Annotated in this window: 20 protein-coding genes; 13 read left to right on the forward strand and 7 right to left on the reverse strand. The window is 61.5% G+C overall.

Translation table 11 applies throughout. The annotated features are described in order from the left end of the window. The first annotated feature begins 97 nt into the window (after window positions 1–97). From BM345_RS18390 to BM345_RS18400, 3 genes are all read left to right on the forward strand, one after another. Window positions 98–481, forward strand: a complete 384-nt coding sequence (locus BM345_RS18390; RefSeq protein WP_093381800.1) for a hypothetical protein — start codon at window positions 98–100, stop codon at window positions 479–481. A gap of 3 nt (window positions 482–484) precedes the next feature. Next, the gene (locus tag BM345_RS18395) at window positions 485–1,369 is read left to right on the forward strand and encodes an exonuclease domain-containing protein (protein ID WP_093381802.1); all 885 of its coding nucleotides are present in this window, start codon (window positions 485–487) and stop codon (window positions 1,367–1,369) included. A gap of 261 nt (window positions 1,370–1,630) precedes the next feature. Then, entirely contained in the window at window positions 1,631–1,837 is a 207-nt protein-coding gene (locus BM345_RS18400) for a hypothetical protein (RefSeq protein ID WP_093381804.1), read from the forward strand. A gap of 512 nt (window positions 1,838–2,349) precedes the next feature. Here the strand turns inward: BM345_RS18400 and BM345_RS18405 are convergent. Further along, the gene (locus tag BM345_RS18405; protein ID WP_139237550.1) at window positions 2,350–3,453 is read right to left on the reverse strand and encodes a hypothetical protein; all 1,104 of its coding nucleotides are present in this window, start codon (window positions 3,451–3,453) and stop codon (window positions 2,350–2,352) included. Window positions 3,454–4,052: 599 nt separating this feature from the next. Here BM345_RS18405 and BM345_RS18410 point away from each other — a divergent pair. From BM345_RS18410 to BM345_RS29740, 3 genes are all read left to right on the forward strand, one after another. Further along, window positions 4,053–5,003 carry a tyrosine-type recombinase/integrase gene (locus BM345_RS18410; protein ID WP_093381807.1) on the forward strand — a complete coding sequence of 317 codons (951 nt, stop codon included), beginning with the start codon at window positions 4,053–4,055 and terminating at the stop codon, window positions 5,001–5,003. A gap of 1,009 nt (window positions 5,004–6,012) precedes the next feature. Next, complete coding sequence (locus BM345_RS18415) at window positions 6,013–7,122, forward strand: CAP domain-containing protein (protein WP_139237551.1); 1,110 nt, start codon at window positions 6,013–6,015, stop codon at window positions 7,120–7,122. 1,046 nt (window positions 7,123–8,168) lie between these two features. Then, on the forward strand, window positions 8,169–8,615 hold the full coding sequence (locus BM345_RS29740) for a hypothetical protein (RefSeq protein WP_139237552.1): 447 nt from the start codon (window positions 8,169–8,171) through the stop codon (window positions 8,613–8,615). Here the strand turns inward: BM345_RS29740 and BM345_RS18420 are convergent. Both BM345_RS18420 and BM345_RS18425 read right to left on the reverse strand, forming a co-directional pair. Continuing rightward, window positions 8,534–9,202: an HAD domain-containing protein gene (locus tag BM345_RS18420; protein WP_093381811.1), complete on the reverse strand. Its 669-nt coding sequence runs from the start codon at window positions 9,200–9,202 to the stop codon at window positions 8,534–8,536. The two genes, BM345_RS29740 and BM345_RS18420, sit on opposite strands and share 82 nt — an antisense overlap. A 388-nt stretch (window positions 9,203–9,590) precedes the next feature. Next, window positions 9,591–11,228, reverse strand: coding sequence for an AAA family ATPase (locus BM345_RS18425; RefSeq protein WP_093381812.1), 1,638 nt, complete (start codon window positions 11,226–11,228; stop codon window positions 9,591–9,593). A 1,766-nt stretch (window positions 11,229–12,994) separates the two neighbouring features. Here BM345_RS18425 and BM345_RS18435 point away from each other — a divergent pair. After that, window positions 12,995–14,452 carry an integrase catalytic domain-containing protein gene (locus tag BM345_RS18435; RefSeq protein WP_217654001.1) on the forward strand — a complete coding sequence of 486 codons (1,458 nt, stop codon included), beginning with the start codon at window positions 12,995–12,997 and terminating at the stop codon, window positions 14,450–14,452. Window positions 14,453–14,929: 477 nt separating this feature from the next. Further along, window positions 14,930–15,118 carry a hypothetical protein gene (locus BM345_RS18440; RefSeq protein WP_093381814.1) on the forward strand — a complete coding sequence of 63 codons (189 nt, stop codon included), beginning with the start codon at window positions 14,930–14,932 and terminating at the stop codon, window positions 15,116–15,118. A gap of 80 nt (window positions 15,119–15,198) precedes the next feature. Here BM345_RS18440 and BM345_RS18445 read toward each other — a convergent pair whose 3' ends face one another. Together BM345_RS18445 and BM345_RS18450 are read right to left on the reverse strand one after the other, a co-directional pair. Further along, entirely contained in the window at window positions 15,199–15,651 is a 453-nt protein-coding gene (locus tag BM345_RS18445; RefSeq protein ID WP_093381815.1) for a helix-turn-helix domain-containing protein, read from the reverse strand. Window positions 15,652–15,808: 157 nt separating this feature from the next. After that, complete coding sequence (locus BM345_RS18450) at window positions 15,809–16,027, reverse strand: hypothetical protein (protein WP_093381816.1); 219 nt, start codon at window positions 16,025–16,027, stop codon at window positions 15,809–15,811. A gap of 552 nt (window positions 16,028–16,579) precedes the next feature. On the opposite strand from BM345_RS18450, the gene BM345_RS30165 reads away from it, so the two are divergent. Then, complete coding sequence (locus tag BM345_RS30165) at window positions 16,580–17,020, forward strand: nuclear transport factor 2 family protein (protein WP_175545049.1); 441 nt, start codon at window positions 16,580–16,582, stop codon at window positions 17,018–17,020. Between the two features lie 232 nt (window positions 17,021–17,252). Here BM345_RS30165 and BM345_RS18460 read toward each other — a convergent pair whose 3' ends face one another. Further along, the gene (locus BM345_RS18460) at window positions 17,253–17,792 is read right to left on the reverse strand and encodes a JAB domain-containing protein (protein ID WP_093381819.1); all 540 of its coding nucleotides are present in this window, start codon (window positions 17,790–17,792) and stop codon (window positions 17,253–17,255) included. A gap of 716 nt (window positions 17,793–18,508) precedes the next feature. Further along, the gene (locus tag BM345_RS18465; protein WP_093381821.1) at window positions 18,509–19,885 is read right to left on the reverse strand and encodes a replication initiation protein; all 1,377 of its coding nucleotides are present in this window, start codon (window positions 19,883–19,885) and stop codon (window positions 18,509–18,511) included. Between the two features lie 505 nt (window positions 19,886–20,390). On the opposite strand from BM345_RS18465, the gene BM345_RS18470 reads away from it, so the two are divergent. From BM345_RS18470 to BM345_RS18485, 4 genes are all read left to right on the forward strand, one after another. Then, the gene (locus BM345_RS18470; RefSeq protein WP_217654002.1) at window positions 20,391–21,638 is read left to right on the forward strand and encodes an AAA family ATPase; all 1,248 of its coding nucleotides are present in this window, start codon (window positions 20,391–20,393) and stop codon (window positions 21,636–21,638) included. Between the two features lie 615 nt (window positions 21,639–22,253). Next, window positions 22,254–23,354 (forward strand): ParB/RepB/Spo0J family partition protein, encoded by a 1,101-nt coding sequence (locus tag BM345_RS18475; RefSeq protein ID WP_093381824.1) that lies wholly within the window; start codon window positions 22,254–22,256, stop codon window positions 23,352–23,354. 508 nt (window positions 23,355–23,862) lie between these two features. Then, complete coding sequence (locus BM345_RS18480) at window positions 23,863–24,156, forward strand: hypothetical protein (RefSeq protein ID WP_093381826.1); 294 nt, start codon at window positions 23,863–23,865, stop codon at window positions 24,154–24,156. A 28-nt stretch (window positions 24,157–24,184) separates the two neighbouring features. After that, window positions 24,185–26,134, forward strand: a complete 1,950-nt coding sequence (locus tag BM345_RS18485) for a site-specific integrase (RefSeq protein ID WP_254789800.1) — start codon at window positions 24,185–24,187, stop codon at window positions 26,132–26,134. Window positions 26,135–26,229: the final 95 nt, after the last annotated feature.

Consider the following 26,229-nt stretch of genomic DNA (forward strand, 5'->3'; position numbering starts at 1 on the left):
GCAACACCGCTTTCCAAATCGAGTGCAGTTTGTCAGACCGAGGCGGCCGAAGCGGCGATGGGCCGTTGGTCGATTGCTCGCCTCTGAAGGACGTCCCATGACAAGAATTTTCCGACCTATAGACGGAGCACTTCCGACCCTTACCACTTGGGAGGAGCGTTGGGAGGGCGAGGATCAAGGTCTGGTCTGTTGCTGGCTGCGAGGCATCGAGAAAGCCAAGGAGTCACCCACTCTGCGCGACGCTGCTCTCAGAGGCGAGTTTCCGCCGCTGGCGTGGAAAGGCGGCTCAGATAAGGCGTTGAAGTCCGGCAAGCGAATCGGCTCGCTGAACTACCTCGCGACATGGCAAGGCCTCCGGGGAGACGATCTCGACATTGACCCGGACGCTGCCCCTGCTCTGACCTGCACCCGCTTCCAAACCAAAGTCACATTCACAGGCGACGTTCAAGCACTGGCGCTGGCGCCATCCGAGGAAGGGTAGCCGATGGCACGATTCGTAGCGATTGACGTCGAGACGGCCAATGCCCGGCGCGCATCGATCTGCCAGATTGGCCTTGTCGTCTTTGAGAACAGACGCATCGTTGATGAGTGGACGACGCTTATCAACCCGGAGGACGAATTCAATGTCATCAACGTTGGAATTCACGGCATTGGCCAAAAGGCGGTCCAATCAGCGCCAACGCTGCCTGAAGTTTTCATCGAGATTCAGAAGCGAGTGGCGGGGGCGTGCGTTGCAAGTTACGGGGACTTCGACCGCGGCGCATTCTCGCAAGCTGCGATACGGTACAACCTGCCCGCGATAGAAGGGCAGTGGCTTGACCTGCAGCATGTGGTCAGGGGTGCTTGGCCCGAAGAGTTCGGCACAGGCGGCTGGGCGTTGAAGAAGGTCTGTGCGCATCTTGGGATAGACCTTGAGAATCACCACGATGCCTTGGCCGACGCGCGTGCGGCCGGACACGTTTTCGTCAAAGCTCAGTTGACCACAGACACATGGGCGCGCGATTGGACCGGGTTACAGAGCGTGGCGATCGCCGGTGAGAGCAGGGTCAAGCCAGAGAAGCCTGCGCCGTTGGTACCGAACTCTGCTGGTCCGTTGGCGGGTACCCGGATTGTCTTTACCGGCGAACTTTCCGTGCCGCGCGGTGTAGCGGAGGCAAGAGCAGCTTCGCTTGGTTGTCAGTGCACGAGCAGTGTCTCCAAGAAGACCGACTTCGTGGTCGTCGGAGATCAGGATCTATCTCTGGTCGGGGAAGATGGAATGAGCACGAAGCAGCGCAAAGCCATGCAATTGAAGGAGGCCGGCGCACAGATCAAGATCATGGATGCCACGGAATTCGAGGCGTTCCTGCGGCGGCACGGGCAGATGTAGTTCCCATTTGCGAGCCCGCCGCAGACAACGCGGAGCCGCCGCTGCCCCCGACCGCCTAGGGATTTGAAACTTTGGGGAGGATCGGCCCCTACTGAGCCGGCTACCCGCCGGCATGGAACATCCATCGGGGCAACGAGGTGGTCGGCCGGCGGCGGCGCACCACCGCCCGCTGCGGGGCGCCAAAGCCCCCAGGTTTCTCTTCTCCTCAGGGCCCCCACCCTCCCCCGGCTACCCCACCCAGAACACTGCCGAGTTAGCGGCATGTTCTTCTTCGTGGGCTTTCTCCCGCGCGTGGATCACGCCGCGCAGCCGCTCGCATTCGATTTCGAGGGCTCTGACCCAGGCGCGGGCGTGCCGAGCTTCGTTGAAGGTGTGTTCATGCAGGGCGGAGAGCCCCCAACGGCTTTCGAACCAGGGGGCGAGCTAGACCAAGCGCGGGGCGTTGCCGCTGGCCTGCTGGCCTGGTAGCGTTGGAGGGTTCGGAAGCTCAGGCCCAGGTGCCGGGCGATGGCCTTGCGCGGCGCCACCTGGTCGGCCAGGAGGTAGGCCAGCGGCGGCAGGCGGGCGGCGGAGGGTGCGAGGAAGGGCATGGGAGTCTCCTTGCAAAGCAAGCCATGCATTGCAAAGCAAGGCAAGCCAAGGCAGCCAGGCGCGTCCGGTCGGGGGCGCCTCGCTTTGCCAAGCGGTTTTCAGGGGACTGGCCGGGCGCCGCGCCGCGTCAATTTGTCATGGAGGGCCGAGGCGCCCTGCCCCGCTCCTTTCTCCTTGGAGAGCCGGTCTTTCACGGACGGTGGAGAGGGAGTGAACATAATCAGAGAGAGAACTCGTACCACGATGGCGAGTTTGCTTCGGGCTCTAGTTCGTTCTAGCCACGTGCTGAGAGGCCTTTGGCAACCTCGCAATCCGCTAACACACGCCTCCCCTGTCCTGCGTGCTTTCAGGCGCAAGCAGGCGGGTCGAAGCAACTGTCGCGGGCGCAGCTAACGGACTGTCGCTACAGGCTTCTGCATCTGCTCAAGGCAACTAGTGATTGCGGCTTGATCACTCTGGATCCACTTGCCTGTATCGCTGTTGTGCGGCCGGAACCGGGGGCGCCAAACACCTACGATATGCCCCCCATGTTGAGGGAGGGCCACCCACATCGACTCCACCCTCTCGCCCTCCTTGGGCTGTATATAGAAACCCTTGTCTTTGTGGTCGTCGCGCAGAAAGGCGGGGTCTCCGTCCGGATTCGCCGAGCCGGCGTGGTAGTCGTTCACCCGCAACGTCAACTGAAGCCTCGCATCAGGATCAGTCGGTTGGCTGTCGTAGAGCGAGACGGCTTCGTAGATTAGGCCTGCTGATCGCACATTGTTCCAAGCATTGGCAATGCGATGCTCAAGCGCCGGGTCATCGGTTGCGACGTGCGGTAGGCACTGACTCCAGAAGGATCTGTCTGGCAAGAATCCCTCTTGCGGTTCCCCACCCCACCTCGTCGTGTCGTGGAGGACGTCCGCCGGCTTGAGACGCCGAATGTTCCACGGCCGGTGGTTGAACGAAGGGTCGAGGCCTCCGTACTTCAACATGTGGGTATGGCGATAGATGGCGATGACCATCATGAGCATGTCCAACCGTAGCTCTGAAGTCGAGCAACCCGTCAGCTCGGCTGGACGCTTGACCAGGCTACGAATGCGTTTGAGGATTGAGTCGGGTACGTGCTTGGGACGGTCCACAAACGCGTGCGGAAGGTCCAGGTTCAATTCGCCCTGCAGGACTTCGAACGTCGCATAGGGCTTCACGGCTTTCGCTTCTAGCGAGGCGAATTGAATGACCTGCGCGTCACGAAGGCGTTTCATCACCGCACGTGCCGATTCTTCGCCGATGCCTACCTTCTCGTGGATGACGTTTGCTCCGCCGCCGCTGATACGGTACGGGCCGAATTGACCAAGACTTCGGCCGTCAGCGTGTCGCGCAAGCACCAGGAAGCCTGCGACGATCTCAAACGGTAGAGGCACATGTTGATTGTTACTCAATGCCTGCGGTCCCCGTCGCTGGGAACGAGCGAGGTTCAGGATGGTTTCAAAAGATGCTCTGAAATAGGACATTCAAACAAAACCTGTTGTGACGGCGTAGGTAATTTTCAATTCTCCCTTGGATTTTCTTGCCACATGGATCCCGCGCGCCAAGCGCGCAGTTTGCTGTGGAATGGGTTGAAGGTTGATTTTTCCACAGTCACTCCACCTAGCTCTTAAAGTCATCCTACTTTTTCTTTTCAGTCTACCTATATGTCCCCTGGCGCTTTCAGCGTCGTTTTGAACTCCGACGACGCGCGACTGCCTCCTTTTCTCTACCTATTTCTATGCAGATTCAAACTCGATTGAGAGCCGTTTTGAAGGCTGCGTTCTATTGAAAATCAAAGACTTAGCCCAGAAATCCGAATGCAAAGATTGATGTAAATCAAAATGCACAAATACGCTAACGGCAAAGCATTTCCCCAGTAGTCCCGCGCCCATCAGGCCTCATCGGTATCCAACAGTTACAAATGTCCACGCTCCGTTAGCGTATTATTTGGCTTGCCTCCACTTACCGTACCGTTCCATTGAATAGCTGCCTGACGCTTCCGCTCTTCGATGAGTCCAACCGACCTGCACAGACCTCGGGGTTCGCAACAGCCTTCGATCACTGGCTCGACGATCAACGCGCCATGGGCATCCTGCGTGAGCCCGCCGCTATCAGCGTCTACCGGGAGATGTGGGAAGCGTTCGCGGCTTGGTCCCGCAATCAATCACCAGCCCTCACCCTGTCTTCCCTGACGCTGTCGGATCTACAGGCGTTCCAGGCTGCGCGCTTCGGGCGCAAGGCTGCCGACTCTTCGCTCTCGCCGCGCTACACGCTGCGGCTCATGCGCCTCATCGATCGGGTGTTACGCCATCATGCGGCGCACAACGCGGACACGCCCAATACCTCAGCATCCGATTGGATTGCCAAGCATCCGGAAGTCCGCTTCGCGGAGGCCGCTGCAGCTGACCCTTCGCCGGAGTTTCTGACCAACCGTGAAGCTTCATTGCTTATCACCTACGTCTCGGCAGCACGGCCGCGCCCAGCAGCGCGTTTCATGCACGCGCCCGGTCCAATGCTCGCCTGGCAGGACGTACGAAACCGCGCATCGGTTGCACTGCAGCTTGGCGCCGGACTCACGCCGGCCGATGTGCGGGCATTGACGACGTCTTCGATCGCTTTCCGAGGCAGCCGCGATCGGATGCCGGACCTGCCTCTAAAAATCCGAGTCCCCTCCGACGGCGATACGCCAGCGCGCGATACGCCGATCGCGCGCTGGGCGGCACAGCTTCTTCGTCATTGGATAGCTGTGCGTGCTTTGGGGATCCAAGGCACCTATCTCTTCCCTGCTACGCGCGGCGGCAAGCCCTGGAGCCGAGACTCACAATATCGGTGTGCGCGCCAAGTTCTCGAGGATGCAGGCATCAACGGGGCTGAAGGTGGCAGCTTTCGGCTGCGACATACCTTCGCGCTACGGCACCTACGTCATCACGCAAAGCCCCAGCTTGTAGCAAGGTGGCTTGGCGTCGAAGCACAGGAACTCAAGCGCTACGCCCAAGTGATGTCTTCTCGAGGCGATCGGGACCACGCAGGCTAGTCGGACTACTCCATACTTTGGCGGCAGGGCCGCGCTCGCACCGCCACCACGTCGCTCAACGTGGCTCATCCGGCAAGAGGCTTCCTCTGGTGTCGGCGGGTCTACCGCGGGCGCCGACTCAACGCTGATGCTTAGCGAAAGTTCAAAGTTACGCCGGCTCCGGTTTTGGGCTAACGCGCTCCTGGTCTCGGCTTACCTAGGAGCAGACACCCGAGCCAAGTATTCAGCAGTCACTCGACTAAGGAATTCGCGTTGGCGAGCTACCATGCTTGTTGCGGACGGCGAGGGATTCTCGTTATTCTCATATTCTTGAATCTGTTCGGCGGCTAGAGAGAGCATGCACTTGAGCACGTCAGTGTTATAGCTTGAAAAATCGATGGACTGGATATTGGTCATCTGGCGAACAGGTTAGCGACCACTCATTCTAGCGATAAGAAGAGCCGGTATTGACGCCTTGATGCGTGAACACGAAGAAGCTTCATCAAATTGCGGATCCGAGAAAGCAGATCTGCGCGCGACCGGCGGCGCAGGCTAGGAAAGGCGACTTGGGCATTATTCGCAATGACTTCTCGTTCATCAGCGTGCTGAGTGTTGCGAGGTCGCATTGATACATAGGTCCGAAAAAATGCAGCCCCAGGTCGGTCTTCGATCCATGCCTCGCCTCTATCCCCGTTGCCACCACACCGAACTTCCCGCACGCAGGACTAGGCGACTCCCGCCGCCACCAGTGCTGACCCAAGGCATCTGTGTTGGACCCTGCCGCGCCGCGAGCGCGGGTAGCTACCTTGCATTTGCGGCAACCCCGTCTGAAATAGAGGATCCGAAGATCCTGGGGCAACTAAGCCGCAGCCTCAGGCAGGCGATCAGTGCCCTGTTTGCAGGCGGGAAATCACGCAACGCGCCAATGCTGCTTATTTTCCTGGTCTCGAGCGGCGGTTCTACAGTTTGTCATCGAGGCCGCGACCGCTGCTTCGATGACAAGCAACAACACCAAGGAAACACGACAAGCATGAAGAGCAACGTACTCATCGCCACCCTAGCAACGATTGCCGCGCTAGCCCTGACGGCGTGCGGAGGCGGTGGCAGCAGCGCAGGCAACGGTCAAACGAAGGCCGACACGGAGACTCCCACAGAACATCCGCCGGCGGCCGGACAAGTCGCCGACACCTCCTCGACGTTGGTGGCGGTTGTCCCCGCAACCACCTACACAAATGCGGAAGAAAAGGCCGCGTTGGAACTGCTCAACGCCGAACGAAGTCGTTGCGGCTTTGGTCAGTTGGCCCAACAGGTGCAGCTGGATGCCATGGCTCGCGGCCATGCCAACTACCTGCTACGCAACAACGCGGCCGGCCACTACCAGAACACCTCCGAGGCGTTTGCCACGGGCAATGGCCCCGGCGATCGCGCTCTGGCAGCAGGCTACAGCTACGCGGTGATTCGCGACGCCAACACGGACACGTTCGGCACGAACGCCAACGTCCTCACCGAGCGTGGCGAACAGGGCGTCCGCAACCTTCTGTCGGCGCCCTACCACGCCCTCGGTCTGGTCGCCGGCTCCCTGGACGTTGGCATCTCCGTTATGGGTAGCGACGAGGCGGGCACAACGGGAACCTACGGCCCACGCTCCATCGTGCAAATCAATAGTGGCTACCAGCAGGGCTTCAAGGCCCAACTACCCGACGGCGGGGCGGTGCAGACCTATCCGTGCGAAGGCACGACCGGCACGGCCTTTGAGCTGCGCGGTGAAAGCCCGAACCCGGTGCCGGGCCGTGATCTCAGCACCAACCCGATCGGCCAGCCAATCGTCGTCCAAGTGCGTGAAGGCCAGTACCTCACGATCACCTCGGCCTCGATCAAGAAGAAGGGTGACGCCACCGAGGTCACCCTGCTGCCAGTGCTGAACAAGGGCACTGATACCAGCGGCTCATTGGACATCCATCAAGCTGTGATCATGCCGGCGACCTCGCTCCTTCCGAATACCGACTACATCGTCACGCTGGAAGGCACAAACCAAACGGCCAAGGCGGATGGCGCGGGACCGAGCGGCATCAATCCGGCAATCAACAACAACGGCAGCGGCGCATTCAGCAAGTCCTTTGCGTTCCGCACCGGAAGCTGACGTCGACGCCGGGGTTTCGCGTTTCCAAGGGGCCATCCGGCCCCTTTTTCATGGCTCGGCAACGACGCAGATTCGATCGCGAAACCTTCACGAGCGTATACCGTCTGCGGACTCTTCGTATGCGAAGTTGCGGCGCGGTCCCCCCGGGCCGAAACGGCTGTCACCATCACTGACGCGCAAAACTCCGAACTCAAAACGATTCGTCACCGGAGCTTCCTAATACGCAGTGTTCGCTTGCGGACATGTGGCGTTTGAGTTTTGCCGCCAAATTCACACGCCACAACCCTCGAAGGCACTTCGTAGCTTCGCGATCGAGATTGGGGGATGCTCTCCGTGTGCGAGGTTCCGAGATTGACTCGACCCACCGAGCGCACATCAAGATTCGAACGCGAAGTGCGACATCGAGCTAGTATCCGACTTCGATGCATACGCTTGCGCATGTTGCGCTCGCGAAGCCCCTCGGGCACGCAGTTCCTTAGGCGCTCGGCGTGGTATCACCCACGAAGACCGGTGCGTGTCGATCTCGTTACCGAGCACCACGCGTGCGTAACTTCGGGATCGAAGCTGCGCAGACGCAGTCCATTCGCGTTCGAAGTTTTGGGTGATCGCTGACGATCAGCGCCAAGGAAGTCCGACGCCCATCGCGTCTCCAGACACGGGCGGTCGGCCGGCGCCTGTTGGCGTGACGCCTTGCGAGGCCTTCTTGTCTTCACGGTGGACGAGCCCGACCTTCTCCAGCGCCGCCGGCTTGCAACATCGAAATCTCAAGCGCGGTGGCAATTTCGAGTCGGAACGGGCTCGCCACCGGCACTTTCAAGAAGCGCATCGTGATTTGCCTGTAGATTGAAGGCACAACATTCTTCCAGGGAGATCACATGCCTAGCTCAACGCCACCGCAATCTATCAGTCGGCCCAACAACCCAAGTTCGAAAGGTCCCGGTGCCGTCGCTGCTGCGACAGGTAGCCCCAGGCGAGTCCAGATTGACTGCGATGCACTGCTGAACGTGAGTGAGTGGGCGCCTCAAGATGGCCCGGCTCTGACCGCTTTGATCATGTTCATTGCGTTCGTCAGCGATCACAACGAACTCGTGATCAGCCGAGCGGATCTGGCCACACTCGTGCAGATTGACGAAAGCGAAATTGATGCCGTAGTTCAGCGCCTTGTGGCGCGGCACTGGATCACGGCCTCTGCGATTGACCAAGACGGCTCCGTGTCCGAGTACCACCTCAATGCGCAGGTCGTTTGGACCAGTCGCAACAACAATCGCGCAAAGGCCAAGTTCTCCCGGCCATTGGCCGTGTCAACACGGAATCCTTCGCTGGTGCGGGTGCACGCCGAGTCGCGCAAGTTCATCCAGGTATTTAAACCTCCGGCAGCCGAGAAGCACCGCCCTTCAGACACGCAGCCTCATCAAGCGGCCGGCGTCAGGGCGAAATTTTCCATGAGCGTACGCAACGCCATCAGGGCGCTTTCGCCGAGTCCGGACATGTGAGTCTGGACGAGCCGGTCCGGGTGATCGGCCCAGTGCTCCGGCATGTCATCCAGTGCGATCCAGTGGCTTTTGGGGGCGTGCTGCGCTATCCACCGGGCCATTAGATGCCCACGTGCGCCAGGGACGCTAAATCCGTTTGCGTCAAGCTCGCTGTCCAGATCGAGCATCCCCACCACACGTCGCGCTAGCCGCGCAGGCATCAGCGACACGAGGTCGTCAAATGCGATCTGTAGCCGCCACGACGTGGCGATGACGATGCGCACGTCCGCGGGGCTCGCGTCCAACGCGTCGGCGAGGGCATGGGTGCGGTCGAACGGTACCCCTAGGTCGCAGTCGCGGTTGCGGTCGCCTTGCACTTTCAGTAGTAGCGACGCAAGGAACTGGATTCCGTTGATCTCTCCCGAGCCGAACATTTGGCATTGATCAATGCGCGGCCCGCAGAGGGCATGGTGCAAAACGCCGTCAAAGTCGAGCCCGAGGTACAACTGGCGCTTGCTGGTCGAGCTGGTGTTGAGCGGCGGCGTCCGCTCCGCGTACGCCTTCAGAAATTGACGGAGATGCTTGTCGTTCAACAGATCGGCGGGCAATTGCGAGGTCCTTCTGGATTGTTGCTGGAGTCGTTGGGGCAGGCCGGGTCCTTGGGCACTACAGGCACTGCAGTCGGGCCAATTCCCTGCCGGCGTGGACGTTCGTAAACTCAATGATCGACCGCGACCAGGTTCGGCCTCGGTGACTGGCTTAAGCTCATGCGACCCCGCAAGATTGCTGCGGGCCTGCCCAATGAGCATCTGGCCGGCAGCGTCGCGCGCAACTTCGCACCTCAGGCGCGTCTCGAACGTCTGCATGCTCACCTGGGGCCCTCCGAGCTGAAGCCAAGTCACGATGATGAGGACGCTGGTCATGGTGCTGCGTACCTGCAAAGACTCGAATGCCAATCCGCTTGTTCCGGTCGCGTTTCGTCTTGGCCGCGGCGCATCAGAGAAACCCGATCCTGGGGCGACCATGGACAACTCCGAGCAAATGCTCCGACGTCGCGAAGTGTTCTTCCCGTACGGCCGTACACCCTCCTTCGAGCGCGCGCCCGATGGCCGCCAGGGAAAGCCTCTTGAATGTCCGAAGGCCGGTCGCGACATGGGCATCCAGGACTGCGTCCGGCACAGTCATCTCGAACCCACCGAGAGATGCATCGCCCACCACGCCAGCAAAGATCCGGCGCAGCAGTTCGCGCCTCGCTGCCGGCGTCGGCTCCTCGATCTCGAAGATCTGGACTCGACTCAGGAGCGGTGCTGGGATGCTCTCGGTCGAATTGGCCGCAAGGACCCAGCGCACGTAGCTGGCATCCAGAGGCAACCCCGGCAGGGCCTCGTCCGTAAACTTGCGCGCCGACCCGGCTTCCAGGAGGCTGTAGAGCGGCCCCAGTGGGCTGTATCGAGAATCGCCGCTTGCCTTGTCCACTTCATCGAGAAAAACAACCGGATCGGCACGGGCGGGCAGTCCCTCGGCGCCAAACGCCAGCGTCTCAAAGAGCATCCCCGGCGCGCTGTTGGACCAGAAGGTCGACGATCCAGCCAGCGTCGAGCCGCTTTGGGCGCTCGCCATGTCCACCTTGAGCGCGGGCACGCCCAGGCATTGGCCTAGTGCGGACGCGAAATGGCTCTTGCCCACCCCTGGCTTGCCTAGCAACAAGATGGGTGGCGGGCTTGCCCGACCACCCGCTGCCCGAATCGCCATCGCAGGCCGTAGGTTCTCGTCGATGCACTGGGAGAAGTTCGGGTGTCGCTCGACTAGGTCATCTATGGCCGTCCGCCAGGACGTCTGGGTCGATCCGAGGGGCCGCCACTCCCCGGACATGGTTAGTCTGAAGAGCGTGTCGCGCATGCGGTCACGGACATCCTTGTCCCGCTCATCCAGTGATTGAACGCGTGAGATCACGTCACGCAACTCGAAGAGCTGAACCTTCCCCTTGGTGTCCCCAACAGGCAAGGCACTTCCGTGGCGCTCGATCCGTGCGGCGAACTCGGCCAATGCGCCGGCACACAAGGCCTCGCAAGCAATGCATCTATGCCGCCCGGCAATACCCAGTGGCATGGCACCGATGTGCCCGCACCGCATGCACGTCAACTCCGCGGCGAATTTCTCCAAGACAGTCGCGGCGACCTGCGACTGGGGCTCGGATTTCGCTTGCTCGCCATCTGTTGGAAACCAAAGAAATTGTGCGGACTCCACTCCACGTTGCTGCTCCTCGTCGCGATCCTTTTGAATGGATTGCTCCAGCAATTGATCCGCACTCGATAATTCTGGCAATTGACCAACTTCATTTTGATCATCGGCAATCGATGCAATTTCCGTTGCAATACTTTGCATTTTCAAGATGAAGGACTGATGGATTGCATCGTCGCCAGTCGATGTCATTTCTTCATCCATCACCATTCGTGCCCCTGCCCGGCATCCGAGTGGAATATCTTCATGAGAGTGCGCGACAGGCGTTTGCTGAGGCCGGGACTCGAGGCCGAATTCCAGTTGGGTTGAATGGAGCCAATCCAAGGAATGCTGGTATTGCTCAGATGATTCTTTGTCCTCGAGAATTCTCGAGTTCTCGGATTTTGAACTCATGATTGCTTTGGGGCGTCAGGTTGATGCGAACCGCCCCATAAACATCTGCTTCGAGCCGTCGCAGAAGCAAATTTAAATCGCATGCGGCGCTGATTCAAAAAAATCAGCATTCCCCAAAAGGCAACGGATGGACTACGCTAAGTTCGACAAATTTCGGATACGCCGGGAAATGAGTTAGGGAGGGCATCCCCGCCGGTTGTTGATCTGGGACCGGCGGCTGACGAGGGCATCTACTCGCCTATGCAAACGGCTTCATCGTCCGCACCCTGTCCTGTCCGGGAAGGCTGAACATGCGTCGATTCGAACCTTGCATCCACTTCTTGCAGTAACGTGGGGATGAACGCGAAATTTCGATCAAAAAGTGAGCTTGGATAACGCCCTCGCGAACCTTGCAATAACTCCGGTTGATAACGCTCGCGCCGACCTGATCTCTGTCAGTTGATGTCGCAACTCTTCGTGCCCCGGTGAATGCGAGAATTGGCCAAATTTTACTTAAATGCGACATCAAAGAGGCTGCGATGCCGTCCAACTCCAACCGGGTCAATCGCGATGGAAAATCTCAAAAACAAAGCAACCCAAAGGTCGATCAAATATCTCTAATCTCGACCAATCGCATTGAACCGATTCGGCATTGCAATTTCCAATGATCTCGCTTGACCATTTTTTGAAATTACACTCAGGAGTTAACCGAAACCCGAACTCGACGCGTAATTTTTAATCAAACTGTCGGCAATATTTTCCAGGTCAAAGGTGAAACCCAAGAAACAATAGCATTCGACATCTTCATGCTTTCAGATTAAATTGAACAACAAATTCAATCGCAACCAGAACAAGCCGTCCAGAATATCTGGAGATTCGGGTCGTCGAGCTTTTACTCACCCGTCGATCTTTCCGGATAGGGAGACGATATAGATGCGTGCGGGCCTTCAACTGCGCTTGCGGCTCGCCAATGAGTTCTGCAAACCAAATGACGCCTGGCAAAGGCACTAAGTCCCTAGCGACTTGAAGGCAAGCTTTGCCAACGCGAAAAACCTGGGCATAGCCCGCGCCATATAGGCGTCTGCCAGATTTCAAGAACGAACTCGTGTAAATGAGGAGGCAAGAGCCGGGGCCGCGGTCTTAGTCCAGCTTGTTATGCCGACGATATGGCTCCTGCCTCGGTAGCGTTCGCTGACGGCGCACATTTTTCAGGCTCGTTGCAATCGGGTTACCGATCTTTCATGCACAGTGTTGTGCCGCGATGATTCCTATTAGTGAATACGCCGCTTACGCCGAGCAACTCGTGCGGATGGATGCCATGCTTGCCAAGTTGGCCCTGTTGCGAGATGTCGTTGGAGTGTCCGTGCGCGCCGAGTTCGACGAACGATTGCCCCAAATGCGAGAGGCCCGCCTGCTGTACGCGGAAAGCGCCACCAAGGGCCAGTGCGATTCCCACTAGGTGCCAAGTCGCCAAGCGTACGTGGACGGCCGGAGCAGCAGCTTTGCCAAGCAAGTTTATGTCCGATGAAACCCTGGGTCGCCACGCAAGTTGCCCTTTCTATCAGCGACTGATTGCCGCCTTTGAGGCAAATGGTCGGGAACTTCCGCAAAGGGATATATCGCTGGCGCTCTTCGTCACGCGCGCAACGCTGTCAGGCGACACGACAAACCAACCCCCGCATTGACTCACCCGAAGTGCTACCGGGTGACCCGCCATGAGCCTCACGTAACGTGCGACCTGCTGGATTGGCCGGCCGGAGCACCCGAACGTGACGAGGCAAGTGAGCATGGCAACACGCAAGGAATTGATCGACGCAGTAGGCGCTCGATACCGGTTGGGCTCTAAGGACGAGCGGAGCACGATCCTTGATGAGTTCGAGGCGATCACCGGCTACCACCGCAAGCACTGCATCCGCTTGTTGTCCAAACCGCCTGCGTCGCCGAAGGAACGCAATCCCAGCGTTCGATACGGACCGGCCGTGCGGGATGCTCTGGGAGCACTCTGGGAGGTCTCAGACCGCGTCTGCTCGAAACGCCTGAAGGTCATGATCCCGGCATTGCTGCCGGCCATGATTCGACATGGCCGGATCAGCAACGATGCGAACTTGCACGCGCAATTGCTCGCTGTCAGTGCGGCCACCATCGACCGGCTTCTTGCGTCGCTGCGGCTCGCCGCGAGCAAGGGCCGACGTCGTGCTGCCGGGCAGAGCTCGGCTGTCCGCCGTGCGGTCCCGGTCCGTACCTTCGGCGACTGGGGCGACCCCGCGCCTGGCTACCTGGAAGTCGACTTCGTTGCACATTGTGGGCCTCAGCTGGCGGGCAACTTCATCCAAACACTGGTTCTCACCGACGTCGCCACAGGCTGGACAGAATGCGTGCCGGTGCTCACGCGCGACAGCACGCTGGTCATCGATGCCATCGACAGGGCTCGCACACTGTTTCCATTCCCCATGCGCGGCGTCGACTTCGACAACGACAGCGTCTTCATGAACGATCGTGTCGTGGGATGGTGCACTGCGCAAGGCCTCGAGGTCACTCGGGCGCGGGCCTACCGGAAGAACGATCAAGCCTGGGTCGAGCAGAAGAATGGCGCCATCGTGCGTAGGCTGGTCGGCTATGGCCGCTTCGAAGGGCTGGAGGCCGTGCGCGCATTGACCAGGCTGTACGCCGCGGCTCGCATCGACACGAACGTTTTGCAACCGTCGTTCAAGCTGCGCAGCAAGTCGCGCATCGGCGCCAAGGTCGTCAAGCGATACCACCCGCCCGTTCCGCCGGCCAGCCCGAGTGTTGGCGCATGCTGCGGTCAGCTCCGAGGTCAAGGCGAGTCTGGCGCACGTACTGGCGACGGTCGATCCTGTCGTGCTCCTGGACGAAATTCGGGCCGCACAAGAGGACTTGGGGCGTCGTGTCGACCAACGCGGCGTGGACGCATCGAATGCGAGCACCGTCGATGTCTTCAAGGACCTCGCCGCGGCGACACCCTCAGCCCGAAGTGGCGAGCAGCGAGTGATCCATCGACGCCCCTACAGACGGCGCAAGCCGATACCGAAGAAGGCGCGCATGCTCGACAACTACGAAGACCAAGCGCGCAGTTGGCTGCAGCGACAACCGGGGCTGACGGCTGTGGAGATTCTCCAGCGGCTGCGAGAACTTGCGCCAGCAGGAACGTTCACCGACAAGCACCTGCGAACAGTCCAACGTGCTCTCGCAGTATGGCGGGCCGACGCAATCCGGCAGTGGATTGATCAATGCCGTCTCGAGACAGATGCGCGCGGATCTACGGCGACTGAGTTTGCAGCGCTGTAAGGGGGCCAGGCGCTGCGCGCCTGGCGATAGAACAATAAAACAACTTCAAATAGGACGGGCCGTGGACAACGCTTCGCGTTGACCACCGCCAGGCAGCGATCCGAACAGCTCATGCGTCGGTAACATTGTGCGGTGAGGCAACATGGGGGGTTCGTTGCTGATGTCGCTTGACAACGCTGCACCAGCGTCGACGGTGGCGCTGCTGCTCGAACGTCAGGCGCTCTCCATGCACGAGTTCAAGCTCTGGGTGTGTGCGACCGATCTGGCGAAGTCACCATTCAAGCTGGTCTCTCCTTGCCAAATGTAGTGCCGTCAGAGCCCTATCGATCGACGCGAGGCTCGCTTTGTAACCCGCTCGTTCAAGCAGTTCGAGGAGACTGTTGGCCCGTGCATATGCAGAGCGCCAACGATTGCAATTGTCCTTCTACCCGCCTGGCCACAACAGTAGCGCATGCGAAGTGCAGGTAGCGGCGAAGGGTAAGGACAGCACCGCCGAGGCGGCCTGGCGCCGCCAGATCGACATCCTGTATGCCCAGTTCGCCGCCGAGTGCAAGGCCGAGGAAGCCGACCAACTGGTCCGGCTCAGACGAGCGAATGGCCGCTGAGCTCCGGTAGTTCCCGTGAGCCTAGTGGTCCCCATCTTTGGCTGCGGCGTCCAGGCGCCGCGTGGCTAACGCGCGGCCAGTTACTCAAGCGTCTCGCGCTTGCTGAGCGCGCGAACGGCGGCCAGTTGCTGCAGTTGCTGCGCGTTCGGCCGCGACTTGCCCTGCTCCCAGTTGAAGATAGTCTGCCCGCCGATGCCCACGAGCTGGCCGTAGGCGGCAGCGGAGATGCCGAGCTTGGCGCGATGCGCTGCAAGCCGGCTCGCGCTGAAGCGTCGTGGCGTCGCGTCGGGCGCGCCCGGTGCGTCGGGAGCCGCCGGGCGCGAAGCGGAGGCCAACTGGCGAGCCGTCTGGCGGGCCGTTTCGCGGCCTGCCTGCCGTAGCTGCTTTTGAAGCTCCGCCACCTCCCGCCGCAACTGCGCGATCGCGCTGCGGTGCTGAGTGCTGGCTTTTTTGAGGCTCTCGATCTCGGCACGCGCTTCCTTGCGGGCGACGCGCACGATCTCGGCTCTGAGGACACTGGCAAGTTGAGTCATGGGACCGCATTCTGACCTCAATGCCGCATCGGTCCGCAAGACGGTCCTACAACAGGTCGACCATCCAAGGGCCAGCACGAGGGTCACACCCGCTCTCCTGGCGCATGGCCGCTCGCCCGTGAATTCATGCGAGAAAGAAGGCCTGCATCGCCGGCCCTCAGGCTCGCTCCTTGGCGACCGATGCGCCCTTCGGACCCGCCGTCTGGGCGGCCTGCTCGGCGAAGACCACCGGTGCCCCGGTGCTGGACCTCCTGCTGCAGCGACAGGGACGAACGTGCAGCGGGTGGTGCACTAGGCGGCCCTTGCCCGCGAGCACCAGGTCCTGGCTTTCGTAGTAGGCCTGCGGCTCGAGCAGGCGCTCGCGGATCAACGGCATGTGGATCTCCTCGGAAGGTGGCGTTCGGATCGATGAAGAACTGCTTTCCGTGAGTCTTCGGGGGTGCAGGGGGAAAGCCCGCGGTGTTCAGGATCGGAGGCGCGAAGCAAGAGATGAAGAGGACCTGCGGACATGGCGTGGCCTTCTGCGGCGCAGTGCCGCCTCGGACGCACGAAGGGCGAGCGCAAGCGATCGCAGTCCAGGGACCGCTGGCGGTGGCGAAGCCGCGCGCGAGCCAGACGTCGAAGACGAGTCGAAGAAGAGGCGGGCCGAAATGCAGCGCCGTGCCCGGCGCCGCAAGCTACGCGGACCGGCCATGCAAGCGGCCGTCCAAACGCGCCGCGATCTGATGAAAGCCGGGCAAGACAAGCCCGGCGATGTCAATGGAGATGCACGAGGCCCACAGAACAGGCCGAGCAGATCAGAACACACGCGCAAAGTGCGCTGATCAGCCGGCCCCCTGCGCCCGCGGGCAGCCCGGCCTGCGACGACCGCGCTCGCGTCGTCCACCGCGAAGGTTCAATTCGACCAGGTGGGTTAGATTGCGCTGGCATGGAAAACATGGACTTCGCTTGCGACCCGGCCCCGACCGATGCGATCTCGACCGCGATGGCAGCCATCCTCGCGCTCGAGGATCGGCTCGATGCGGCGATGCGCGCTGGCGACGTCGAGGCGCTCGACCAGTTGCTCGCCGAGGATTTGATGTTCACCGGCAACCATGGCCAACGGGTGTCCAAGGTCGACGATCTGGCCTTGCATCGCCGGCGCGACCTGGTCTTCGAGCAGGTGCGGGCTTCGGACCGCACGGTCCGCCCTTTGGCGGACGCCGCAGTGGTGACGGTGCGGCTGGATCTGGCGGGCCGTCAGGGTGGCCGTCGATTCGAGGGGGCGTTCCGCTTCACGCGCGTATGGGCGTGGCGTGACGGTCGATGGCAACTCCTGGCCGCACACGGCAGTCGCATCGCCGGTGGATCGCCGCTGGACCGTTCTTGAGGCGCAAGGACCCAGAAACAAAAAGTCCCCGCAACCTGCGCCGCGGGGACCAGTCCACCTCGAAATGGTGGAGGAGACAAAGTAACACACGCACCAACCACTGCAGTTGCCATTGCCAAGGTTGTGTTGGAACGCGCGTCGTTCATCTTGCCATATCGCGCAGCGCATGACCAACGCACGTCCACGTGCGGGGCCCCAACCCTTCGCCCCGCGTTGTGATGCGCGATGACCTTTAGAGCAGGCCGCTTTTCGCAAACGCGCGAGTGCGCGGGCCGGCCACGACGATGTGGTCGATCACTCGCACGTCGATGCATTTCAGCGCGTCCTGGAGCGCAGAGGCGAGCAGCTCATCGGCCCGAGACGGCTCGCAACTTTGACTTGGGTGGCAATGGCTGCACAGAATTCCAGCAGCCCCGTGCCTGAGCGCTTCCCGAAGCACCTCCCGCGGATACACGCTCGTTTGCGTGATCGTGCCCCGAATGAGTTCCTGCACGGCGATCAGGCAAAGTTGAGCGTCGAAGTAGAGCACCACGAAGGATTCGTGGCCCTGCCCTGCGAAGTGCAGTGTCAAGTAGTCCTCCACGGCCTGGGGCGAATCGAAGATCGGCTTGCTGCGCACCGGCTCGATCAGCACTTCCTGCGCCAGGGCCAGGCCGGCGGCCAACAGCCGGTACGCGGGGTGCGCCGACTCGCGCCCGGCCGGCGCATCCTTGCCGAGGAATAGACGCAATTGATCGACCACGCGCTGCTCGGTCGGGGTGTAGTTGTTCATCAGAGGCACTCCTGGAAGAAATAGCGCAGGCGGGATTGCCTGCGTGCCTCCTGCTCTCCCCGTCGCAGCGCAGCGCTCAAGGCCGCCGCAGGCGCGCGGCCACGCGCCGAGCACGCCCCTTCGGGGCGGGCGCAGAGCCTTTAACGCGAGAACGACGAGTAGCGTCAAGGCACACAGGCAAGCCCTCCCCTCCTCCACCCGGTTCCCTCTCCTGCCTCGAGGCGATCCGCGCGAACTGGATCACAGGTGACCCAGCGCGTGGCAAAGCGTTCTGCACAGTGCCGTCCCAGCGATGACCTGCGCCGCAGTGATGCCACGCCGCGTTGCCAATCCCGCGATTCTTCGGGGAGAACTTGGGGGATCTTGGGGCTCCTGCACACAAGGCACCTCCATAGATCAACGACTTGGCATCGCACCGGTAAGGGGCTCCAACTTAGGGCTTTGTGCGCATCGCGGAGACATCGGTGGCGACGGAAGAAGCTCTCTTGGAGCGCTAAGGATCTCGGTACTTTCCGGCCCGAGCTGTATTGGACAACGGCCGAGGCGCCCGTGCGGACCGGGGGGGCGAGATGCCTGGCACTCCGGACACTGTCCGCACATCAAGCCGTTCGACCGCAAGCGTCTTCCCTGCCCTTTCCTCCACTAGATCAAGGCCGACGGTCAGCACCGTCGTTCGTACAACTGCGTGCGTGTGCAAGGTGGCATCGCCGCGCAGGTCAGGATCCTGGGCCGGACGCAATGACCAAGAGTTCCTTGTCCGTCGGCTTGTCCCATTGCGGCCCGTAGGCACCGACGGCATAGAAGCTGACCATTTCGTGTCGCACCATCGGGTGCATCCAACCTTTGCCCAGCAGACGCTGAATGACGGCAGGATGCGCATTGCGCTTTAGCAGGCTCTCGTGCAGGCTGTCCACCAACTCTGCCTGGCGCGGCTCTGGAAGTGCGGCGATTTCGGCAGCGAGTCTCTCGATGCGCTCGACCAGCCACTTCTTCTCCCATTGGGCGAGGCGCTCGCTGGGCTGCAGCTGCACCTGCTGCGTCGTTTGAGCAGCCTCGACCTTTTCGAGCACCTCGGCCTGCGCGGCCGCATGGCCGGGCAGCACGCTCTTCAGATAGCGCAGCGGATCGCGCAGGGGCTCGGGAAATGCGCTGGCGGCCCTCTTCTCCACTGCCTCGATTGCCGTGGCGACCGCTGAGTCGCCGAATTCCTCGATCAGCCGCTCGATGCGGGAGTGATCGATGCCCAATCGTTCGGCACTGGCAAGAACGCCCACGTCGACGGGCTCGGCGGCTGTGCGCTGTTGGAGCGCCAGGACGCGCTGCGGTTTTTTTCGGACCGTGAACTGCAGGTCCGAGACGAACCTGCCGGCTTTGAACTCGAGCATCTCTATCTCGATGTCCGCCAGCGCATTGATCTCCGAAATGGCGGGGCGCAATGTGTCGCGTTTGAAGATGCGGTACTCAAGCCGCTGCAGGCGCTCGTCGTCCGGCCGTCCCAGCAGAACCGGCCGCCACCATGTCCAGGGCTTGCGCGCCGTCTGTCCCACGCCGAGGTAGCGCGAGCAGATCTCATAGAGCGCCACCGAGGGATGCGAACCCAATTGGGAAATGATGTCCAGGGAGAGCTTCGCGAAGATTTCGGGATCCAGCAGCTCGTTGCGCATGTTCACCGCATAGGACCACTCGACGAAGATCTGTCCGCGCTCCTTGGTCAGTCTGGCGTGCGAAAGCATCCCGCACACGTCCCAGGTCTGCCACTCCCCCGAGGTCGGTGACTGCCACTCGACCAGGGTTGAAACCATCGAGCGCAGATGCGTCTTGATGATCTTCATGTCGCCGCTGTTGTAGTCCAGGCCCTTCACGATGTCGGTGAGAGCAGCCCGGAAGGTCTCGCGCTCCAGACCCTGGTCTTGGGCCATGTGCAGCAGCACGTTCCAGGTTCGCCGGCCCAACGCAGTGATCTTGTTGTTCTGCGGAACGAGCGCGAGCGAGAACACGGGCTTGAGCAGCGGTGCCACGCTGCGCGCAGGAAAAGCCGGTTCTCGGGACGCCTCTGAAGCCATGGGAGGAATGTAACGCACCGCTGCGTTCATGTGAGACGGCGATTCACGTGTCGAGATCGCCGTCTCCACTTCCGGTTCACTGAAAAAGCTCCACTTGTCGGCAGTCTCGCGACCCGTTGCGCGAGGAAAGGCCAACCGTAAAAGCTCCGCCTTGCGGCGTTTCCAGTGCGATTTCTGCGTCGGACAGCCGGTTTGGGCCGGTTCTGGAACCCCATCCGCGTCCTAACCGAATCCACTCCGGGTGGTTCCCGGGATGCCTCCACACGGAACCGTATCCACTCTGCACCCGACTGGAAAAGCTCCAGGAGCCACTGGGAAGTCTCCAATTTATCTGTTAAGTCATTGATTTATAATAGATTTTTCCCGCACAAAGACTTAAAGGAGTTGAAGGAGTTTGACTCTAATAAATACCCAGCCTGGCGGCTGCGGAGCTTTTTCAGGAAAGAGGAGCACAAGTTTGGACGAGACTTCGCCTGTTTGCGCAAAACACGTCCAACACGCACAATCGCGGCGTCAAACATCAACACGATCACACATGGAAATTCGACCACAGATCACGCTGGCCGGTGTTCATCAACAAGCAGAGGATGCTGCGGAGATGCTCTCAAGCATCCGATCCGCCATGTTGGCGCCAATGGTTCGCAAGGCCTCCCCGACCTTCAGTGCGGATCAGGTCGCCACCTTGTGCGAGGCCTCGTCCCGGGGTTCGTTCGCGCACAGGGTTGCGAGCCGCAAGGATATGCCTTCCGGGACGTTGGTGTCCAATGGCCGCAAGCGCCTGTTCGATCTCGCCGAGACCCGCCAGTGGGTTCGCGACTACCGCAAGGATGTGCTGCGTCCGCCGGGTGCCGAGGCCGTGACAATCTCGATCGCCAACTTCAAGGGCGGCACGACCAAGACCACCACGGCGATGACTCTGGCCCAAGGGCTGACGCTGCTGGGCCACAAGGTCCTGGTGATCGACACCGATCCGCAGGCTTCTTTGACGACTCTTTTCGGGATCCTTCCGGATGTCGAGATTGAAGCCAAGGACACGATCATGTCGCTGGCCGACGGGTCGTCGACAACGGTACGTCCTCTGATTCGCAGCACCTACTGGGACGGACTGGATCTGGTGCCGGCGGCCTCCTCGCTTTTTGATGCGGAGTTCATGCTGCCGTCGCGGCAGGGGAAGGAAGGCCTGTCCGGCTTTGAGTTCTACAAGGTGCTGGACCTCGGAATCGATGACGTGCGCGCAGACTATGACGTCATCATCATCGACAGCCCCCCTGCCCTGTCTTATCTGACGATCAATGCGCTCATGGCGGCCAACGGAATCATCATGCCGCTTCCGCCGGAGACCTTGGACTTCGCGTCGTCGACGCAGTTTTGGTCGCTCTTTTCCGACCTGACCGAATCGATGCTGGAGTCGCGGGGGCAGACCAAGAGTTTTGATTTCATCAATATCCTGCTTTCGCGGGTTCCGCCGAAGGCCGGTCGTGGGGCATCGACGACTGCGGACGCGGTGCGTGAGTGGATCGGTGCGACCTACAAGGAAAAGGTTCTCCCGCTGGAAATTCCCCGGACTTCCATCGCTTCGCAGAAGTCATCCGGCTTTGGGACCGTGTACGACAGTGAGGCGGGAGACGCCAAGGACAAGACGTACAAGCGCGCGCGCGATGCCTACGACCTGTTCGTGCAGCACATTGAAGTGTCGATCCGCAATGCCTGGGCCAGGCAAATGCCGGCGGCGGGGGCAGGGGGTTTGCACGGTGCAACCCCCTCAGTACGGGTCGAAGCATGAAGGGTCTGCGGCACGTGATTTCGGTACCTGAGGGCGCCCACATTTGTTCGAGTTGCGAGGGGGTTTGCACCGTGCAAACCCCCTCGAAAGTCACGCTTCAGGAGGCTGAATCCTGGTCCTCAGTCGGCTTCACGCAAAGCCGTAAGGGCACCGCTGGGCAGGAGTTTGCACGGTGCAAAACCCCCGCCGTCTTAAAGAAGTGTCGGCGACGCATTGAGCGCGGTCACTTGGTGATACGGGCTGTGGCTTCGCGCCCCAGCGCGACGCTTCACTGCACTGGTATGCCCGGAGCGAACGCGATTGAAGGGCAGTGCGTGAGCGCGCAGGCGCGAACTTCGCTTCGCGTGCGGATGTCCGGAACTCCGGTCCGCCCAAGGGGTTTGCACGGTGCAAACCCCAGTCGATCGAAGCACCTGTACCCAGGGTGCTCATCGGTCCGAGGTGAGCGTGGTGGTGGCGCCAAGCCGAGCGATCGCCCGTGTTTGCTGCTGGGGTTTGCACCGTGCAAACCTTTCCTGACGGCTAGCGTGCGGCGTCGACAGCGTCCCGGACAGGGCGGGTTCAATCTTCCTGGCTGTCTTCGCCAGAAGAAGCAATGGCAAGAGGAGTTTCGCAATGGCAAATAAGAATCTCGTGAAGCGCGCGTTCAGCGTCACTGCAAATCTGCCGTCCCAGCGCAAGGTCGACGCGACCGAAGGGGCGGTTCAACTCGACGGAGCCGTGACCGCAGGCGAGCCACCGAATCGCCTGGTTGAGCAGGTGGCGCCTGCGCCAATGCCGACTCCCATCACAGCGCCAAGAACCGGCCCGGGATCGATGTTGGCATTCATGACCGAACAGTCTGAGGTGCACCGGGAGGTGGTGCAGCTGCGTGAGCGCGTCTCCGAGTTCGACGGCGCGCAGGTTGCCAAGCGAATCGATCCTGCGCAGATCGTTGCTTCCAAGTGGGCCAACCGCGACGAGTCGCACTTCCGGACGCCGGCTTTCGCTCGCTTGAAAGACGAGATCGCCAGCGCGGGCGGAAACGTCCAGCCGATCAAGCTCAGGCCACTGGCCGGTGCCGAACCGGGCAAGCCGCATCTGGAGATCGTGTATGGTCACCGCCGCCACCGGGCGTGTCTGGAACTGGGCCTGCCGGTGCTCGCGCTGATCCAGAACCATATGGGGGATTCGGAGCTCTTTGTGGAGATGGAGCGCGAAAACCGCGAGCGTGAGGATCTGTCGGCCTGGGAGCAGGGCGTGATGTACATGCGGGCGCTGGAGCAGGGGCTGTTCCCCTCGGCCAAGCAGTTGGCTGCGGCCATTGACCGGGACATGAGCAATATCAGTCGAGCCATGGCGCTCGCGAAACTGCCCGCTGACGTGGTTCGCGCATTCGGCTCGCCCTTGAACCTACAGTTCAGATGGGCTACGCCATTGAAGGACGCGCACCAGAAGGACCCCGAAGGCTTGCTTCAAACCTCCCGGGAGTTGCTTGCACGGGATCAAAAGCCGTCACCTGCAGAAGTGTTCGCGATCCTAACGCGCAAGGGCGACGGGCGCGCGGCCGGGCCAGGCGCGGCGATCGAATGGAAGGACGAAGAGGGCAAGCGCGCAGCGTCGCTGACGACGGACCGGAAGAGCAGGGTGACGCTGTCTTTCGATCACGCGATGGACGAGGCTCAACGCCGAAAGCTCGTCAAGCTGATAGACGCCTTCCTGGGCATGAAGAGCTGACAACACGCAAGGGGGAGGCGCTGCGGCAATGACTTCCGGGTGGTTGTCGCCGCCCGCAGTAAATGTAACGTGAGCGCTCACTCTAACGAATGACCTTTTTGTTCTAGGAGCCCATGAGCCATGAAGCGAGCCACCGCATTTGGCACACCGTGGGCTCGCCGAGGATGTTGACCTGACGGCTGAACGTTGCCGGTGCGGATGTCCGATGCCTTGAACTCCCCGGTTTCAAAGTAAGCGCAAACATCTGACAATTAGATCGGTTGCACTCAGTACCTCAACCTACTTCTAGAGACAGCTCCCGCTACTAACTCATTGATTACAAAGGAAAACTAACCCAGGCGATGCTTGACAGGCTCCTGGAGCGTTGATTTTCTGCATTGATGATTATTCTGGTTATCATCGGACGAGATCGCGCGGCTTTGACCGCCTTCGCCGTGTACAAAATCCAGCGTAGGGACCCGTCGCCATTCTTGTCAACGAGAGACGGCGTTCGCTCATCATTGAGATCATGACCACGCACCGCGCGCCGCCGGCGCTCGCCCACATTGACGACACCGAACTTGAGCGCCTAGCCGCCGCTTGGCGCGCCCAGGCCTTGCGCGGCAACCGAGAAGCCTTCGGGATTGCGCATGCGCTGGAAGTGGAGCAGCGCCGGCGCCAGCGCCCGCGCCAGATGGCGGCCCTGGCGCAAGATCCGCCGCGGCCTGTGCGGCGCTGGTGGCAGTTCTGGAGGCCGTCGTCGCCCGATGCGGAACGCGAGACGATGACCGCGCATCGCGCGCCGCCGCAGGCGCGCGAATGAGCGAGCCAGGTCAGGGAGAGATGAACCCTTGAGCCGCGCCAAGACGCCCCCCCGAAAGCTTCATCGCGGCCACTTCGCCTTCATGCGGGCGCTGGCCCAGGGTCTGGATGAACGCGCGAGTTGGGACCGCTACCTGCGAATGGAAGGCGAGGGCGCCGACTTGCGCACCATTCGCCGGACCATCGCATGGATCCGCGACGAGTTCGCGGCCGCCGCCCGGCGCGAAAACCGGCCGGGGACGGCCAAGCTCATCCTGATGGATCCGCAGCGGTTTTCTGCGGTGCCGGCGGCCAAGGCGCCACCGAGCCTGGCCGAGTTCGCCGCCGCGCATGGCATGGAGGATTTCAGCGAGGCCGAGCAGATCCAGGCGTATGACGCCGCGTATCCGGGCGCGGGACAGGCGCCAACGCGCGGCGCAAGCGGGCGAGGGCAGGGCGGCCGGGCGCAACTCTCGCGGCGCGCACGTCTCATCGACCACCAACTCGAAGCGTTGCGCTGGCTGCAGGACCTGGTGGTGCGTGATCCACGTCCTGGCGACGGTGTGAGTGCATGGATTCACCCGACCCTGGCCAGGCGGCTGGAGCGAGCGGGCCTGCCGACCCTGGATGGGCTCGTGCGCCATATCAACGGCATCGGTGCGCGCTGGTGGGTGCAGGTGCCCGGGGTCGGCGCCCTGAAGGCGGCGCGCATCGTGGATTGGCTTCGCGCCAACGAAGACGTGCTGGGTCTGCGCCTGGGCGCGCACGTGGCGCGGCCGCGCACGCTGTTGGCCCCAGCGACCTTGGCCGCCGTCGTCCCTGCGGCCACGGCCCTTGTCCCCTATGAAAAATTCATTCTGCCGGCGGAGCTCGACGGCCGCGCCGGGCGCTTCAGAGGTCCACCGGAGCGATGCCTGCTCATCGCCGGCAATGACCACGAAGCGATCGGCGCCTGGCTGGCGTCCAAGCGCCCGGCACCGGATGGAAAGGATCTGTCCGCGACCCAACGCTCTTACCGAAAGGAAGCCGAGCGTTTGCTGTTGTGGTCCGTCCTGGAACGCAAGAAGGCGCTGTCCTCACTCACCGTGGAAGACGCACTGGCGTTCAGGCACTTTCTGGCCGATCCGCCCGCAAGTTGGTGCGGGCCGCGGCACACGCAGCGATGGTCGCCGCTGTGGCGGCCGCTGGAGGGGCCGCTGTCGCCGGCGGCACTGCGCCAATCAATGGGCATTCTCCGTGGCCTGTTCGGCTTCCTCGTGAGCCAAGGCTATTTGGTTGGCAATCCGTTGGCGGCGGTGGCGCCCGCGCCGTTGCCGCAGCGCCCGCTGGGTTCGGCCCGGACGCTGAGCTTCGCGCAATGGGATCACATTGAAAGCTTACTGAAGGCGCATGGCGACACCGAGCACAGACGGCGGCTTCGGCGCGGCATGCGTTGGCTCTATGCGACCGGGTTACGGTTGGCCGAGATCACGCAAGCGAAGTGTGAAGACCTCGAGCAGACGGAGGTCCGCGGAGACCGCCGCAGCGCGGAGGCCGGGTGGCTGCTGCACGTCGTGGGCAAGAGCGGACGCACGCGCCAGGTGCCCGTGCCCACCGAACTCGTGGACGAGTTCGGTGACGAATTGGCGCGCCACGGCTTTGCGCGTCACGTGCAGGCCGAGAGCAACCGAGAGATAGAGATACTGGCGCGTTTCACACCACCTAGACCAGTAGCGTGGTCGGCGTCCGGCCTGTACCAGGCCATGAAGACCTTTCTTGCGAAAGCGGCTGAAGGGTTGGAAGGCCGCGATGCGGATCGATTCCGAAAAGCCAGCGTTCACTGGATCCGGCACACCCATGGATCTCATGCGCTACAGGGTCGCGAAGGTCACTCGCCGGTGCCACTTCAGGTGATGCAAAACAACCTGGGGCATGTGTCGATCGGCACTACTTCCCAATACTTCATTACCGAATGCGACGAGCGCATCCAGGCCGGCGGGTCGTTCTGGGGCAACGAATGAATTGGAGCGCTTCCTGTCGAAGGACCCACTCGAGGCAGTGTCGCGGAAGCGTGGTGCATTGCAGCCATCGGAGCAACTTCACGACCGCAAGCACT

Source organism: Variovorax sp. OV329 (genome assembly GCF_900114785.1).
GTDB lineage: Bacteria > Pseudomonadota > Gammaproteobacteria > Burkholderiales > Burkholderiaceae_C > Variovorax.

Bases quoted from the DNA above. Each gene is read 5' to 3' on its own strand.
- BM345_RS18450 (WP_093381816.1), bottom strand. From the start codon at position 16,027: ATGCCGTTGATCCGCGAGCGCCTGCTCGAGCCGCAGGCCTACTACGAA.
- BM345_RS18395 (WP_093381802.1), top strand. From the start codon at position 485: ATGGCACGATTCGTAGCGATTGACGTCGAGACGGCCAATGCCCGGCGC.
- BM345_RS18405 (WP_139237550.1), bottom strand. From the start codon at position 3,453: ATGTCCTATTTCAGAGCATCTTTTGAAACCATCCTGAACCTCGCTCGT.
- BM345_RS18410 (WP_093381807.1), top strand. From the start codon at position 4,053: ATGGGCATCCTGCGTGAGCCCGCCGCTATCAGCGTCTACCGGGAGATG.
- BM345_RS18465 (WP_093381821.1), bottom strand. From the start codon at position 19,885: ATGAACGCAGCGGTGCGTTACATTCCTCCCATGGCTTCAGAGGCGTCC.
- BM345_RS18435 (WP_217654001.1), top strand. From the start codon at position 12,995: ATGGCAACACGCAAGGAATTGATCGACGCAGTAGGCGCTCGATACCGG.
- BM345_RS18415 (WP_139237551.1), top strand. From the start codon at position 6,013: ATGAAGAGCAACGTACTCATCGCCACCCTAGCAACGATTGCCGCGCTA.
- BM345_RS18445 (WP_093381815.1), bottom strand. From the start codon at position 15,651: ATGACTCAACTTGCCAGTGTCCTCAGAGCCGAGATCGTGCGCGTCGCC.
- BM345_RS18470 (WP_217654002.1), top strand. From the start codon at position 20,391: ATGGAAATTCGACCACAGATCACGCTGGCCGGTGTTCATCAACAAGCA.
- BM345_RS18390 (WP_093381800.1), top strand. From the start codon at position 98: ATGACAAGAATTTTCCGACCTATAGACGGAGCACTTCCGACCCTTACC.
- BM345_RS30165 (WP_175545049.1), top strand. From the start codon at position 16,580: ATGGAAAACATGGACTTCGCTTGCGACCCGGCCCCGACCGATGCGATC.
- BM345_RS18475 (WP_093381824.1), top strand. From the start codon at position 22,254: ATGGCAAATAAGAATCTCGTGAAGCGCGCGTTCAGCGTCACTGCAAAT.
- BM345_RS18480 (WP_093381826.1), top strand. From the start codon at position 23,863: ATGACCACGCACCGCGCGCCGCCGGCGCTCGCCCACATTGACGACACC.
- BM345_RS18460 (WP_093381819.1), bottom strand. From the start codon at position 17,792: ATGAACAACTACACCCCGACCGAGCAGCGCGTGGTCGATCAATTGCGT.
- BM345_RS18425 (WP_093381812.1), bottom strand. From the start codon at position 11,228: ATGAGTTCAAAATCCGAGAACTCGAGAATTCTCGAGGACAAAGAATCA.
- BM345_RS18400 (WP_093381804.1), top strand. From the start codon at position 1,631: ATGTTCTTCTTCGTGGGCTTTCTCCCGCGCGTGGATCACGCCGCGCAG.